Raw genomic sequence first — 14,580 nt, 5'->3', positions numbered from 1 at the left:
CACCGGTGGCTGCTGGCCCGACGCAACCGAACCACCGGAGAAACCGCCTACTACCGGTGTTTTTCCACCCGACTGCCTCGTCAAATCGCGTGCTTTGCAATCCCTTTCGAAACCGTGCTCCATTGATCCTCGCGAACGTCTGCTGTTGAAGCGGTATTGCGCGTCAATGCGATACCGGTAGACATCCATCACTCAGCGATAAGCGGGCATTCATAAGATCGCACGACATGCAGGACATCCGCATCAGTGTCCATCGGTATGCAATAGGTATCGACCCGCCCTGAGTGGATAAGACCGATCGGAATTAGAGTCAATATGTGCGGCGCACCAACCCGAACAGTTGATAGACGTGCCGCACCTTGGTCCAGCGCAGCGGATGCTTCAACACGGCCGCAGCATCGACACCGATGTGTTCACCCTCTTTGGATGCCTTGCGTCCGATCTTCCCGCCGGCGCCGGGCTCACCTGGACGAACTCGTCTCTGCCTGCCCCGAAATGAAGACCTGGCCCGGCTCGTCGGTGCGTTCGCGTCGATCCTGGCCGAACGCCGCGGCAGCGACCTGGATAGCTGGATCACACGGGTTCGCGAGGCCAGGCACCGAACTCGACCCGTTCCTGCGTAGGCTCGCCCAGGTGGCCGGATCTCAACGACCGTGTCAAGCTGCGGTGTCCGGGATCGTTGGCGCGTCCGGTTGCCAGAGGCGGTTGTCGCGCAGCAATGCCCACACGACATCGATGAGTCGGCGCGCCAGTGCGATCATCGCCTTGGTATGGGGTTGTCGCTCGGTTCTTTTGCGGCGGTAGAACTGTCGTGACGGGCCGTCGGTCTTCAAGCTGGAGAACGCGGTCATGTAGAAGACGTTCCGCAGCCTGCGGTGGTATCACAGCGGCCGGTGAAGGACCCCGGTACGACGACCGGAGTCGTTGGGCACCGGCGCGAGCCCGGCGTAGGCGGCTAGCGCGACAGTTGTATTTCGTTGTGTGTCACTGTAGTTCGTGGCTCGATGGTTCGGCGTGATGGTGGATGATGTTGTCGCTGAGGATGTTTCGGTGTGGCGGTTGGGTTTCGATGATCTGTTCGCTCGGGTGGCGGGGGTGTTCGGGCGGGTTGAGCCGCGGCGGTGGGCTCGGTCGTATCTGATGGGGTTGTTGGCGCCGGTGGAGCGCAAGAACTCCTGGCAGCTGGCTGAGGCTGCCGGGGTCATCGATCCCGGCGGCCTGCAGCATTTCCTGAACCGGTCCCGCTGGAGTGCTGAGGAACTGCGTGACCTGTTGCGTGAGTATGTGGCCGAGGCGCTGGCAGGTCCGGACGGCGTGTTCGTTCTGGATGAGACGGGGTTCGTTAAGAAAGGCACGAAATGCCGATCTCGGCATTTCGTGCCTTATGACGAGCTGGCGGTAATGCCGAAGTGCGGCCGGGAGATTGGTTGTGAGGTTGCTGTTTGAGGCTGGTTGAGCGGCATTTTGTGGTGGTGGGTCCGGTTCGTGGTGTCTCTGGTCGATGAGTCCCATCGACGACAGGAGACGATCATGGACTCTCGAAGTGGAGCACGGCGCTGGGGACCGATTATCGTGGATGGCCCGCTGGCGTCGTTCGTCGACGGCTTGCGCCGGGAGTTGGCTGGTCAGGGATATGCCCTGGACACGGTCGGCGATCACGTGCATCTATTGGCGGATCTGAGTGACTGGCTGTCGGGCCGGGGTCTGGCGCTGGACTGACGAGCGAGATGGCCGGAGAGTTTCTGCGTGAGCGGCGCGCTCGGGGCCTGCGCATCGGAGTGACCGTTCGCGCCCTTGCGCCGATACTGGGGTATCTGCGCCGATTGGGTGTTGCCCCACCGCATTCGGCGGTCGCCGCGGTCACTCCGCAGGACGTTCTTCTGGCCGAGTATCGCGACTATCTGGAGGCCGAACGCGGGTTGTCGGCAGGAACCATTACGCACTACCTGCGGTGCGCACGGGTGTTTCTGACATGGCTGCCCGAGCCGTGCGGGTCGTTGTCGGGGTTATCTTCGGGTCAGGTCACCGGTTACGTCATGCGTTGGGCGCGACAACGGGAAGGTCGCCCGCCGGACATGGTGACACTGCCGGCGTTGCGGTCGTTGCTGCGTTTCCTGCACGTGGCCGGGCATGTCCCCTGGCTGCTGGCCGACGCGGTCCCGGCCGGTCGTGCTCATCCTGGTCGGCTGGGGGTGCCGCGGGCGGCGTCGGCGGAGGGGATCGGGGCGGTGCTCGCGTCGTGCGACCGTGACAGTGCGGTCGGCCGCCGCGACTACGCGATCGTGTTGTCGTTGACGCGTCTGGGTTTACGCGGAGGCGAAGTGGCGCGTCTGGAACTTGCCGACGTCGGTTGGCGATCCGGCGAGGTGATGATCCGGGGAAAAGGGCGGCCGGGTCGATGTCCTGCCGCTGCCTGGTGATGTCGGCGAAGCGTGGGCGCAGTATCTGCTGCATGCGCGACCGAAAACGACCGCCACCACGGTGTTCGTGACGATGGTCGCGCCGTTCACCGCGCTGGCGACCTCGTCGGTCACTCAGGTGCTGGCCCGTGCTTGCTCTCGTGCCGGTGTCGCCCGGTTCGGGCCCCACCGGATCCGGCATGCGGTGGCGTGTGGTCTTCTCGATGCCGGAGCGTCGATGGCCGAGATCGGGCAGCTGCTGCGCCACGCTCACGAACGCACCACGGCGATCTACGCCAAGGTCGACCAGGCCCGGCTGGCCGAGCTGGCCCAGCCCTGTCCGCAGGGGGCAGCCCGATGACCATCCGGACCCGGGTCGAGGACTATCTGGCGATGCGTCGCGCGCTGGGCTACCGGCTCCACGCCGAGGGTCGGATGCTGCTGGACTTCGCCGACCGGCTCGATGCGACCGGGCAGCACACGATCACCATGTCCGGGGCGCTGGCCTGGGCGATCGAGCCGAAAAACGCGGCACCGGTGTATTGGTGCCGCCGCTTGGGCGTGGTGCGAGCTTTCGCACGTCACCTGCACACGCTCGACCCGAGTTGCGAGGTCCCGCCTGCCGACCTGCTATCGGGTCGGTCGCAGCGCCCGACGCCGTATATCTACACCGATGAGGAGGTCGCCGCGCTCGTGCACGCGGCGCAGACCATCGCCGCACCGATGCTGGCGGCTACCTGCCACGCAGTGATCAGCCTGATCGCCGCGAGCGGACTACGGCTCGGCGAGACGCTCGCGCTGGACCGCGCCGACGTCGATCTGGACGCCGCGATGCTCACCGTGGTCGGCAAGAACCAGCACACGCGGATGATCCCGCTGCACTCCACCACTGCGAAGATGCCACATCACCCTGGCCATGCTCGCCCACGCCTTCCTGGCCGTCACCGCCGCCACCGACCCAAAAGCCCACGCGGGCTGGGCCCGATCACAGTCGCCGACATCCGCCGTCTCCTGGCGGTGATCATGCACCCCACCCGCACCCTCACCCACGCCCTAGCCGCCACCCGCTGGCGCCGCCACCACCAAGCACACGCGAGACAACTCCGCTACCAGCGAAAACACCTGACACACAACGAAATACAACTGTCGTGCTAGTCGGTCGTGTCTCACGCGACCTGGGTGATGGAGATGACCTTGCCGGATGTTCTGGTGACGGGGTGCGGACCTTGCGTAGGCATTCAGCGTGTGGGCGTCCGTGAACCGCCCGCGGTCAGCACCGATTTCAGCGAGTACGCGCGCTGGTCAAGTCCGCGAGGCGGGGAAATCGGTGATGACGGCGTAATCAGGATGCTTGCGGAATTGCTCGGCCCCAGCCTCTTCCAGTTCGGTGGCGCCAGCGCAGCCAGCATCGAGCACCGACACTAGCAGTGCGAGGGCTTGGCGAGCTTGGTGGCGGACTCGTCGGGCGAAGGTTGTCAAGAACGCAGGGTAGTACTCGAGCAGCGGCGATCACGGCTCTCACCGTAAATTCGCTAGCGGTCTTTGTCCTTGCGCAGGACGACGGTTTGCCGGTCCAGGTCCACGCCGACTAGCGGCGGTGCACCCTCGCTCTGCTCGTCGCGCAGCATGGAGACTGATTCGCGGTGGTCGAGTTCCATGCGCTTGGTGCTGTAGAACAGCGCGGTGAACTCGTCTGTGAAGGTGCTCGAGATCGGGGTACGGCGCCGCCTGCGGCGCTTGTTGATGGTCAGCTCGTAGACCGCGACGAGCAAAAGAAGGATTACCCAGCCCGGAATCCACCACTGCAATACTGATGCCATGCCACCAGAAATTACCAGAAATGGGAGCGAACAGTCGCGCTCCCGATATTCGAATCGGTTGGTCAGCGAGCCGATAATCCCCGGCAGTCCGAAACCCCTTTAATAGTTGGCCGAGTTCGTTGGGCTCCGGTCAAATGCGGTTATACGTACAGTCCGACGCATACCTATGGTCTACCGATGCGGGAAGCTACCCGGTCGACAACTATGACCTTGGCAGACAGGACGCACCGGTACTCTGCCCATTTTGTCTCTCGGGCGAGCGGCTATCGAGGTGCGTCGCCATCGCATCGGAGGCGGAGCGGAATCAACTCGAGCGCAATCAATTCCATTGGAGGAGATTTCAGATCATGCGCAAGACCATTACCGCATTACTCGTGGCCGGCGCGGCCATCTGCGCGTGCTCGGCTGCAGCCAACGCTGCGGCACCGATAAGTCTGTCTACCAGGGCTGCGGTCCAGCAGTCTGTGCGTGTAATCGAATTCCGATCAGTCGGACGCTGGGACGATTGGGCAATTTGCCAGGCGTCTAACGACTCCTGGCGTGCCGATGGGTGGCGGACATCCGAGTGTTACTGGAGTGACAGATACCTCCAGCCGGGTTGGGCATTCGATGCCTCGAGATGACCGGTCGGTGAGGATGATCGGCTCTGGTCCTGCTTTCCGGTGTGGTCGGTGATGCGGTCGCCGTAGATCAGGGCGAAACTGCTACAGCGCTTGTTCCAGCGGTGTGTGCACGCCGACGTCGGCCCGATTCTTGCGCGGTTGCGGATACCCGCGACCGCTCCATACCCATCTGGTTTAGCCACCGATCACGTTCGATCTCATCGCATTGTTCACTACGCTGCGGTCCTGAACCACCCCGGAGTGTGGGGAGACTTTGATGTGCCCCGGGTTTGCCGGAGTCGGTCTGCTTGACTTCTGGCCACGACATCGTCGAAGGAGACTTGTTCGTGGCGAAGCGCTATTCCGTGGAGTTCCGTCGCAAGGTGCTCGATCTGGTCGCTGCCGGTCGTCCGGTAGCGCAGGTCGCCGCTGATCTCGATATCAGTGATCAGACGATCTATACCTGGAGTTGATCGACACCGGTCAGGTGCCGAGCCTGACGCGGGGCGAGCAGTCCGAGTTGAGCGCGGCCAAGAAGCGGATTCGAGAGCTAGAGAACGAGGTTACGATCCTGAGAAGGTCTCGTGAGCTGCTGTCGGAGCCGAACGACCCAAAAGGCGATACGCGGCGATAGCCACGATGGCGTCGGAAGGTTTGCCGGTACAGGCCGCCTGCCGGCTGCTGGATGTGTCGGAGTCCGGGTTCTATGCGTGGCGCTCGCGCCCGCCGTCGAACCGGGACTTGCGCCACGCCTGGCTGACCGACCAGATCCGCGCCGTGCACACCGCGTCGCGCGGAGTATACGGCGCGATGCGTGTTCACGCCGAGCTCACCCTCGGCCTCGGACTGACCGTTGGCCACGGCCAAATCGAGATGCTGATGGCCCGCGCCGGGCTCAAGGGCTTGCCCGGCAACCGGCGCCCGAGACCGCGTCACGAGACTCCCGACCGCGGGCGATCTGGTTTCGCGTGCCTTCACCCGATCGGAGCCAAATCGGTTGTGGGTCACCGACATTGAGCGCCGTGAGGCGCTGTTCAACCGAGTGGAGGTGAAAGACCTGCACCATGAGGCCGTCGCAGCGGCCGAATGAAGCTGGGGGCAGCCTGATCCGGGAGACGCCGGAAAGGGTGGGAAGCAGCCCTGACAACGACGGGACGGCCTGGTACTGCCAGACGGGTCGGGTCCGGCAAGCGAGACGGGAAGGTGTACGCGAGGAACCAGCGGCTGAACGCTCCTTAAGTGAGAAACACCAGCTCCAACCTGGCGGATATGGGCTGGACAGCGACGCGCACCCGCCGCCGATGGCGGTGGGGAACTCCGCGGTCAGGTAGATGTCGCCGGTCGTGGAGGTCACGGTGAAAGTCTGCGGCGTAGCCGTGACGAGGTCGCAGGGGCATAGCTGGGCACCTCACCTGTCGATCGGTGAACAGTGAACACGGGAACCGTCTTTCGGCTCCCTGCCCTGGTTCGGCAACCCGCCGAACCGGGGCGGGGTAGGTGCGTCGTCTGCCGATGCCGGAGGACGGGGCGGAGGAGCCGTAGTAGTCCGAGGCCGGGAAAGCCGGTCACATGGCGAAGGGCTCCAGCGGGTTCGCGGCAAGCAAGCAGACTGTGGAGGTCACTTGTGAATACGAGTGCTTCGTGGCCCGATCCGGACACGGCGGAGCTGCGAGTACGCAGGATGCAGCGCAAGCTGCACCATTGGGCGGTCGATGATGTCGACCGTCGGTTCGATGATTTGTTCAACCTCGTTCACGATCCCGCGTTCCTCACGGTGGCGTGGGAGCGGGTGCGGACGAACAAGGGCGCGCGTTCGGCCGGGGCCGATGGGATCGTGGCGCGATTCCTCGGTCCGGACGAGGCGGCTGGACTGCTCCGGGAGCTGCGTGATGGGCTGAAGGAGCGTGTGTTTCGGCCGGATCCGGTGCGGGAGGTGACGATCCCGAAGGCGAACGGCAAGCTCCGCCGCCTGGGCATCGCTACCGTCGCCGACCGGGTCGTGCAAGCCTCGCTGAAACTGGTACTGGAACCGATTTTCGAGGCGGACTTTCATCCGTGCTCCTACGGTTTCCGGCCACGCAGGCGAGCACAGGACGCGATCGCCGAGATCCATTACCTCGCCAGCGGGCCACGGGCCTACCACTGGGTGTTCGAGGGAGACATCACGGCGTGCTTCGACGAGATCGACCACACGGCCCTGATGGACCGGGTGCGTCGCCGTGTTGGAGACAAACGCGTTCTGGCCCTGGTGAAGTCGTTCCTCAAAGCCGGCATCCTCGGGAAGGATCTCAACTTTCGGGACACCATCACCGGAACTCCGCAAGGCGGAATCCTGTCACCGTTGCTCAGCAATATCGCCCTGTCCGTACTCGACGAGCACTTCGCGGCGAAATGGAAAGCGCTCGGCCCGTATTGGACACGCGCCAAGCATCGGCGTGCCGGTGGCCCGACGATGAAAATCGTTCGCTACGCGGACGATTTCTGCGTCATGGTCCACGGCGAACGCGCCCACGCCGAAGCGCTATGGGATGAGATCGCGGCGGTGCTCGCGCCGATGGGCCTGCGCCTGTCGGTCGAGAAGAGCAGGGTTTGCCATATCGACGAGGGGTTCGAGTTTCTCGGCTTCCGCATCCAGCGGCAGGTCAAGAGGGGCACGAACAAGCATTACGTCTACACCTGGCCGTCGAAGAAGTCGCTGATCTCGGTCACCGACAATGTCAGGGATCTGACGAGACGGCACAAACATCGAACGCTCGCCGACCTGTTGTATCGGCTGAATCCCGTTCTGCGGGGCTGGTGCAACTACTTCCAGCACGGGGTGTCCAAACGCACCTTTCAATACCTGGACCACTTCGCGTGGTCTCGAGTGGTGACATGGATGCGCAAACGGCACCACGGGCTGGCCTGGGGTGTGTTCCATCGCAGATTTCTGCCCGGATGGCAGATCCGCGACGGAAAGAGGGAAATGTTCCGGCCGCAGAAGATTGAGGTCACCCGATATCGCTACCGGGGCACGAAGATCGACACCCCATGGACGGTGAGACCGCCCGTGACAGCGGCGGCAATGGCATAACCCGTGGAGAGCCCGTTGCGGAGAGATTCGCTCGGCGGGTTCGGAGGGCGGATCGGGGAAACGGATCGACGGAAACGCCGACACCGCGCCCCGGTCCGACCCCTACACCGAACATCGCACCCGCGAGGGCAAGGTGTATTGCGCGGTCGTGCTCGACGCTTTCTCCCGGCGTGTGGTCGGCTGGGCCACCTTCCTACGGAAGAAATACTCCCAGCCTTACCGATGGACTACTGATGTGAGCAAGCATTCCCCAACCTAGAGTCGATTGAAGCCCAGAGAGTTGAGCATCTCTCTGGTAGTTGATGTTGTCCTCACAGCTGGTGCTGCGGAAGTCCGCAGCACCAGATCGCGTTTGTGCGAGGAGTCTCGAAGTCGAGGCGGTGCGCGCAGTCAATACAATTGAGAAAGGCAATTCACATGATGCGCAAGATAATCACCGCTGCGCTGACTGGTGCAGCCGTCGTCGCGTGCGCGGCTACGGCCAGCGCTTGGGAATTTCGAGAGGGGACGGTCGGGCGCTTCAACGATCAGCCAGCGTGCCAGACAGTTCACGACCAGTGGCGTGCTGAATGGAAGACATCGGAGTGTTACTGGAACGACAGGTACCTCCAGCCCGGTTGGGCTTTCGACGCCTGGAAATGATCGGCCATCGCAGCGGGTCGGCGGCGGCCATCGAACCTCCGGCTGCCAGTGAGCAACGGCTACACTGCGAACTACGGTCACCGCCAATCCAGTTGTGATGCACACAAACACGACATATCACGCAGGAGACGGTTCTCTGTGGGTGAATTCGGCTGGAAGTAAGACAATGTCTCACATAGATTTGATTCGTTTCTGCTTCGTCGTAATCGGTTGTGCTGTATGAGGTTCGGTCCAGGTGGATGCGTTGTCGCGGCGGCTGGTGCCGGACGAGTTGTGGGAGTTGGTGGAGCCGCTGCTGCCGGAGTTAAGTCCAGGTCCGCAGGGTGGCGGTGTCGCGCCGGTGGGTCAGCGGGCGGTGTTCACAGCGGTGGTGCATGCGCTGAGCGGCGGTTGTGCGTGGCGGATCTGCCGCTGTCGTTCGGGGTGAGCGTGCCGACGGCGCATCGCCGGTTCACGGTGTGGACCAAGACTGGAGTGTGGCGGCGGCTGGATCGGGCGGTGCTCGACGAACTCGACGACCACGGGCTGATCGACTGGTCGCGGGCAGTGGTGGACGCCGCGAGCGTGCGGGCATTAGGTGGCGATCTGCCCGGTCCCAACCCGGTCGAACGCGCCAAGCCCGGCTCGAAGATGCATGCGCTGTCTGATCGCGCGGGAATTCCTCTGCCCGTGGCGGTTTCGGGTTGCCAACGTCCACGATTCGTAGGCGCTGAGGCCGTTGGTGAAGGTGGATCTGGCGGTGCGGTCCCGGTGCGGCCCGCGGCGGCGCCGACCGGACAAGCTACACGCGGACAATGCCTCCGACCGGCCCGAACTGCGGCTGTTGGTCCGCCGCTGCGGCATGGCGGTCCGCATCGCCCGCAAGTGCATCGAATTTACCCAGCGGTTCGGCCGCCACCGCTGGGTGATCAAGCGAACCATGCGTGCCGCGAAGCGATAGATTTCATCTGCTGGATGACAGGGAGTCACATGTCTCACGAATTGAAGGCCGTTTTGGGCAGGCTGGCACTTCTCGAGACCTTGGCTGGGGATCACGACATCCCGGTCGTTGCTCTCGATCAAGGTTTCGGTTTGATCCCGCTGACGTCAAAGATCATGCACACACTTGTCGGCGATCCGACGGGCCGACTTCGCCTGCGTGAACTTGATGAAGTATTCAAGCTCTGGTCGGCTCATGGTCCTATCGTTCACGCTACCAACGACGTACACGCTGGCGGGCCGGGTGCACAGGCCGCGCGGATCTGGCGGGATGGCGCACTCGTCTTTGCCCAAGAAGGATATGCCCACAGCGGGCCGATCTCGATGGCATTGCTGCGGCTGGGTGTTACCGGTGGCAGTCTTGGTTGGGACGAGTTCGATGTAGTGGGACTGAACCGTCACCGCAAGACCAGCCAGTGGCTCGATGCTGCACTCCAACGTCCGCAGAGCTAGAGACGGCGGCATAGTCGCCGGGCGGCTGCCGACCGCACTTGTGCAGCGCGGCCATCCGCTTGCAGAACATCGTCACCACCTCGTCGCGCGACTCCACTCGCTGCTGATGCAGCAGGCTGACCAGTAACGTCACCAGTTTCTTACCACCGGTCTTGCGCATATCGTCGACATCAGTGGGTGGGGCCTCACCGGCGAAGGTGAGCGTGACCTGACCCCGCGGGTTCGGTCCGGGTGGACCGAACCGAACCCGGGGTCCCTCTCAAGCGACCTTGGCGGGCGACACCCTCGGCCAGCCACGGCTCGGTCGGTCCGATCGCGTCCAGAGCTTGCGCCAGCCGCGCCTTGAACTTCGCCAGAGTGGGTGCCTGAGCTGGTGTCTTGATCCGGTCGAACTCGCGTGCCGCGTCGCCGGATCGACTGTCAGCATCCCCTTCAGCCGCGCCGGCGACGCCCGGTCAGGCCGGGCCGCGACCATGTCCAAGACGAAGGTCGACCTATCGTTCGCGGTCCCGTCGGATCGGGCTTCGAGGTTTGCCGATCGCCGATCGCCGATCAGCGAGCAAAGCACCACATGAAAGCAGTACTTGAACACTGTTCAAGCTCGAGGTAGATTGCGGCGTCATGTCAAGCGAACTGTTGGATGTGTTGGTGGAAAAGGCATTCCGCCGCGAGACCCCTACCCGCACAGAAGCTCTTGCGCTGCTGACAGAATCCGAACCGCTCATCGACGTCGTCGCGGCGGGCGCACAGGTGCGGCGCGAATTCTTCGGCACGCGAGTCAAACTCAACACGATCATCAACATGAAAAGCGGACTGTGCCCGGAGGATTGCGGCTACTGCTCACAACGACTGGGCTCCGAGGCAGGGGTCCTCAAATACTCCTGGATCACTCCGGACAAGGCCGCCGAGGTCGCTGGCAACGCGGTCCGAGCCGGTGCCAAGCGGATCTGCTTGGTCGCCAGTGGACGCGGCCCCGCGGACCGCGACATCACCCGAATCGAAAACACCATCACCGCAATAAAATCCGACAACCCACAGGTCGAGATCTGCGCGTGCCTCGGTCTGCTCACCGACGGCCAGGCCGAACGACTCGCCGCGGCGGGCACCCACGCCTACAGCCACAACCTCAACACCGCCGAGGCCCGCTACGCCGAGATCTGCACCACGCACACCTTCACCGACCGAGTGGACACCCTCCGCCGCGCCGCCACCGCGGGCCTGTCCCCGTGCTCCGGGGCGATTTTCGGCATGGGCGAATCCAGCGACGACATCATCGATGTCGCGATCGCTCTGCACGAGTTGGATCCAGACTCGGTGCCGATCAACTTCCTCATCCCATTCGACGGCACCCCGCTGGGCGACCGCTGGGACCTCACCCCCGACCGCTGCCTGCGAATCCTTGCCCTGTTCCGCTTCTACTTCCCCGACGTCGAGGTCCGCCTCGCGGGCGGACGCGAAATCCACCTACGCAGTCTGCAACCGCTGGCACTACACCTCGCCAACTCGATCTTCCTCGGCGACTACCTCACCAGCGAAGGACAGCCCGGCACCGACGACCGCCAAATGATCACCGATGCCGGCTTCACCATCGAAGGAACCGAGGAACAGACCCTGCCCACCGCCCGATACGACCTCGTCACCATCCGCCGACGTGGAGCCGGAACCACCCAGCGCCCTAATACTTAACCCACCACAACGACCCCCTCCCGAATTGCGTCCGCACAAACCGACTCACCTGGGGATTCCATGAGCGCCGACACTTGGCACATGTACTAGTAGATCGTGGACCGGGCGACGTCGAGCGGTCGGGCGCCGACGACACTGACTCCTCCGGCCGGGTGGAGATCGCTCGGGCCTGGCAGATCACTCGGCGATCATGGCCGGTTGTCGGCCGAGGCGTTGCCTGCAGGCCCGCTAGGTGGCTGGTGTCGAACAGGCGTCTGGCGGGCTGTGGTGTCGCCGGGTTTGGGCGGCGTGATCGTTTGAACGCGTGTTGACGGCGGTGCCGGTTGTCATGCCGTTTCGGGTTGTGCCCAGGGCGATTTGGGCTTTCTCGCGGGGTTGTGCGACTGTCAGGCCGGGACTGCTGTCCAGCCGCTGGCTGGTGTAGCCGATTCTGAGGACGGCGAGTGGGGCAAGGTTATGCGCGGCGGCGAGCAGGCCGAAAGTCGGCGCCGATCTTGGCCTGTCCGCGCATACGGGCGCGGCGTCCACCGTGGCGGCGGCGCATCAGGTGGCTGATCTTGCGTTCCACCTTGGGCCGGGTGGCGCGGTAGTCGCCTTCCAGTCGGGGCGAGTTGGCGTGCGCGGGCAGTGGCCAGGTATTTCTCGTAGGAGCCGATGGTGACGGTGCGTCCGCTGACTGCCGTTGTGCATTGCGCGCGTAGCGGGCAGCCGGTGCAGGCATCGGCGAAGGAGGCGGCGCCGGTGTGGCGGCCGGTACGGACAGCGATTGGGCGCGGTGCCCTTGTGGTCACCGACGCCGTTCAGATACAGCTGTGTGGTAGTGCCGAACAGGTGGTGGCCTACCCAATTCAGGCCGGGCTGCAATTTCCGGATTTGGCGATACGCGGATAGCCCTCGGTCGCAGTGGTCAGCCACCGACGGGTGTGCTCACCGTCGGTTCGTAGCGGCAACTGCAGGTGCTCGGCCAGCCCGGCGAACGCGCCGGTTCGGACGCGATCGCCACGGTGGACGATCTCGATGGACCGCCACGCTCGGGCCGGAGCGGTGTAGCAGCGCCGCACCCGATACACCGCCCACCTACACGTATCGAGTGCGGCATCAGCGAGAGCATGAACCTCGTGCGCGCCGTCGGCGCGTAGCCGGTCTCGCAGCGACTTACCGGGACCGAACAGGCCGGAGCGGTGGTTCAACGCGACGGTCACGAATTCGTCGACCAAATGTTTGTACGCCTCCCCGGGGGAGCCCGGTAGCGGGCGAGCTGGTCGGGCCAGCTCGGCACCGACACGAAACAGCACTGGCGGCAACACGATTTCGGCCACCACACTCCGAATACCCCGAAGAGATACCCCTGGCACGGTGCGCGGGACCAGCCGGTGGCGGTAAGCGGATTTATCGGGTGACGCCGCCCACCCATCGTGACCGAAGTATCCCGGCCCATCCGCCCGGTCTCATCGACATTGAACCCAACCGCATGAACGTGGTTGTGGACCCAAATATGTTGCGCACCAAGCATCGAGCGGTTGCCCTTTCGCTTTGGCTGAATACGTGCGCTGTCCACTGAGCGTCGGCATTACGCCGTTGCGGCGGTGTTCGACACTGTGGGGGTAGAAGCCGTGTTCGTCCGGGTCGGGATGCCGCCGCGTCGGTACGCGAGTGTCCTGCAAACCACGATCCCGTCCACGGCGCTCGGACTTGCAGGGGCCGCCTCGACCAGTCGCACCCACCGCTGAGCCAGCAACGGCAGGACATGCTCGGCGACCAGATCGCAGGTGCTGGACCACTCATCGCCGGTCTGGGCGACCACTACGATCAGATCGACAGATCCTCCCGCAACTGCGGCGGCCGGAACGCTGGATCCAACAACGTCCGCACGATCGCCGCAGGCCTCCCCTCCAAGGCTTCTCTACCGGGTTCCGAGCTGTTGATCGTAGGGACTTTGCTCGGGTAACTGGGCAGTGGGATTCAGGCGTCGATTCCAGATGAATTTCGAGCGTCACGGATGTGCGTTGAAGGTGATCGATCCGAACGAGCTGGATGACGGCGCCGCGACCTTCGCGCGTGTTGGCCCGCGCCCGGGCGCCGCAGCGATGTGATTCGACCAGTTCTTCGATCTCCAGCGGCGTCGGTGCGTCGAGATGCCTTTCAACCCAGACGTTTTCGATGGTGTGCCTATACGGATTGTGGGTGCGTCAACGCCGCCACCACGGCCGAGACTGTCCGAACGACACTCGTGCCCGTCCACAGGTGGCCCGATCTGCCAGTGCCGCAGGCACTTCGACCGGGAACACGACCATTGGTTCCGGCACCACAACCGCACCGCCGGCCGCGTACTCCAGGTAGCGGCGGGTCTGCAGCGGCGAGCACCCAAACCGCCGCACCAGCGCCGGAGCCGCCTCCACCACCGGTACTTCAGCATCAGCCAGTTCCACTGCCGCATTGATTCGCTGCGCGAATTCAGCAGTGCTGCAGCGATTTCCAGCTATGACTCGACTGTCATACCAGACATGCCACACCGTCCCGGAAACGCCGGCGAGGACCCTCCAACTGGCGATAGCTCAGAGTGCCATCGAAGCAGAAGTTGCCAACTGCGTTGGGGCGTATCTGTTCGACCCCCTCGCAACTACGCATTACCTATTACTCACTGATGTGCGGCGCTGGATATTGGCCGACGATGATCTTTCGGTACCCGCGAGCGACGATGACAAGGACAACCGGGGACCCGACATAGCCGGTGGTGAACAGTAGGGAGTACCGGTCGACGATGGTCTCTGAACTACCCCGGGTTCGGTGCGCGCCGGTTTATCTGTCACCGGCCGGTAGCTCGGCGCGATGTGCCGAACCCAGCGTTGCGTGGTCCCCGCTATGGGATGCCTCACAGGCAGATCCGCAGGATGTCACCGACGACACCTGGATGGATGAGAGCTTCC

Annotated in this window: 16 protein-coding genes and 1 pseudogene; 11 read left to right on the top strand and 6 right to left on the bottom strand. The window is 63.9% G+C overall.

Translation table 11 applies throughout. The annotated features are described in order from the left end of the window. Nucleotides 1-656: 656 nt before the first annotated feature. Entirely contained in the window at nucleotides 657-851 is a 195-nt protein-coding gene (locus ACQP2U_RS23170; protein WP_433709406.1) for a hypothetical protein, read from the bottom strand. A gap of 208 nt (nucleotides 852-1,059) precedes the next feature. Here ACQP2U_RS23170 and ACQP2U_RS23165 point away from each other — a divergent pair, with 208 nt between their 5' ends. From ACQP2U_RS23165 to ACQP2U_RS23145, 5 genes and pseudogenes are all read left to right on the top strand, one after another. Next, a complete protein-coding gene (locus ACQP2U_RS23165; protein WP_433709405.1) occupies nucleotides 1,060-1,446 on the top strand; it encodes a transposase in 387 nt (128 codons plus the stop codon). 84 nt (nucleotides 1,447-1,530) lie between these two features. Then, nucleotides 1,531-1,719, top strand: a complete 189-nt coding sequence (locus ACQP2U_RS23160) for a hypothetical protein (RefSeq protein WP_433709404.1) — start codon at nucleotides 1,531-1,533, stop codon at nucleotides 1,717-1,719. An 8-nt stretch (nucleotides 1,720-1,727) separates the two neighbouring features. Further along, entirely contained in the window at nucleotides 1,728-2,420 is a 693-nt protein-coding gene (locus ACQP2U_RS23155) for a tyrosine-type recombinase/integrase (RefSeq protein ID WP_433709403.1), read from the top strand. Further along, nucleotides 2,404-2,760, top strand: a complete 357-nt coding sequence (locus ACQP2U_RS23150; protein ID WP_433716561.1) for a tyrosine-type recombinase/integrase — start codon at nucleotides 2,404-2,406, stop codon at nucleotides 2,758-2,760. The genes ACQP2U_RS23155 and ACQP2U_RS23150 overlap by 17 nt, the downstream gene beginning before the upstream one ends. After that, nucleotides 2,757-3,287, top strand: a pseudogene (locus tag ACQP2U_RS23145) (tyrosine-type recombinase/integrase); the annotation flags it as partial. The gene ACQP2U_RS23150 and the pseudogene ACQP2U_RS23145, both read left to right, overlap by 4 nt. Before the next feature lie 414 nt (nucleotides 3,288-3,701). Here the strand turns inward: ACQP2U_RS23145 and ACQP2U_RS23140 are convergent. Both ACQP2U_RS23140 and ACQP2U_RS23135 read right to left on the bottom strand, forming a co-directional pair. After that, nucleotides 3,702-3,878: a hypothetical protein gene (locus ACQP2U_RS23140; protein ID WP_433709402.1), complete on the bottom strand. Its 177-nt coding sequence runs from the start codon at nucleotides 3,876-3,878 to the stop codon at nucleotides 3,702-3,704. A gap of 53 nt (nucleotides 3,879-3,931) precedes the next feature. Then, nucleotides 3,932-4,219 carry a DUF6191 domain-containing protein gene (locus tag ACQP2U_RS23135; protein WP_433709401.1) on the bottom strand — a complete coding sequence of 96 codons (288 nt, stop codon included), beginning with the start codon at nucleotides 4,217-4,219 and terminating at the stop codon, nucleotides 3,932-3,934. Nucleotides 4,220-5,168: 949 nt separating this feature from the next. Here ACQP2U_RS23135 and ACQP2U_RS23130 point away from each other — a divergent pair. From ACQP2U_RS23130 to bioB, 6 genes are all read left to right on the top strand, one after another. Then, complete coding sequence (locus ACQP2U_RS23130) at nucleotides 5,169-5,294, top strand: transposase (protein ID WP_433709400.1); 126 nt, start codon at nucleotides 5,169-5,171, stop codon at nucleotides 5,292-5,294. 166 nt (nucleotides 5,295-5,460) lie between these two features. Continuing rightward, nucleotides 5,461-5,838: an IS3 family transposase gene (locus tag ACQP2U_RS23125; RefSeq protein WP_433709399.1), complete on the top strand. Its 378-nt coding sequence runs from the start codon at nucleotides 5,461-5,463 to the stop codon at nucleotides 5,836-5,838. Between the two features lie 607 nt (nucleotides 5,839-6,445). Further along, nucleotides 6,446-7,894, top strand: coding sequence for a group II intron reverse transcriptase/maturase (gene ltrA / locus ACQP2U_RS23120; RefSeq protein ID WP_433709398.1), 1,449 nt, complete (start codon nucleotides 6,446-6,448; stop codon nucleotides 7,892-7,894). Between the two features lie 877 nt (nucleotides 7,895-8,771). Continuing rightward, nucleotides 8,772-8,963, top strand: coding sequence for a transposase (locus tag ACQP2U_RS23115; RefSeq protein WP_433709397.1), 192 nt, complete (start codon nucleotides 8,772-8,774; stop codon nucleotides 8,961-8,963). Next, a complete protein-coding gene (locus ACQP2U_RS23110) occupies nucleotides 8,933-9,967 on the top strand; it encodes a hypothetical protein (RefSeq protein WP_433709396.1) in 1,035 nt (344 codons plus the stop codon). Before ACQP2U_RS23115 ends, ACQP2U_RS23110 begins: the two co-directional genes overlap by 31 nt. 621 nt (nucleotides 9,968-10,588) lie before the next feature. After that, complete coding sequence (bioB, locus tag ACQP2U_RS23105; protein ID WP_433709395.1) at nucleotides 10,589-11,653, top strand: biotin synthase BioB; 1,065 nt, start codon at nucleotides 10,589-10,591, stop codon at nucleotides 11,651-11,653. Nucleotides 11,654-12,039: 386 nt separating this feature from the next. On the opposite strand, the gene ACQP2U_RS23100 is transcribed toward bioB, so the two are convergent. From ACQP2U_RS23100 to ACQP2U_RS23090, 3 genes are all read right to left on the bottom strand, one after another. Then, entirely contained in the window at nucleotides 12,040-12,444 is a 405-nt protein-coding gene (locus ACQP2U_RS23100; protein WP_433709394.1) for a transposase, read from the bottom strand. Nucleotides 12,445-12,501: 57 nt separating this feature from the next. Next, the gene (locus tag ACQP2U_RS23095; protein WP_433709393.1) at nucleotides 12,502-12,972 is read right to left on the bottom strand and encodes a hypothetical protein; all 471 of its coding nucleotides are present in this window, start codon (nucleotides 12,970-12,972) and stop codon (nucleotides 12,502-12,504) included. An 870-nt stretch (nucleotides 12,973-13,842) separates the two neighbouring features. Further along, nucleotides 13,843-14,082, bottom strand: coding sequence for a hypothetical protein (locus ACQP2U_RS23090; RefSeq protein ID WP_433709392.1), 240 nt, complete (start codon nucleotides 14,080-14,082; stop codon nucleotides 13,843-13,845). Between the last annotated feature and the right edge of the window lie 498 nt (nucleotides 14,083-14,580).

Source organism: Nocardia sp. CA-084685, from assembly GCF_050955785.1.
In the GTDB taxonomy this organism is placed as follows: domain Bacteria; phylum Actinomycetota; class Actinomycetes; order Mycobacteriales; family Mycobacteriaceae; genus Nocardia.
The sequence above is the reverse complement of the archived record's forward strand: the minus strand, read 5'-3'. Positions and strand labels throughout refer to the sequence as shown.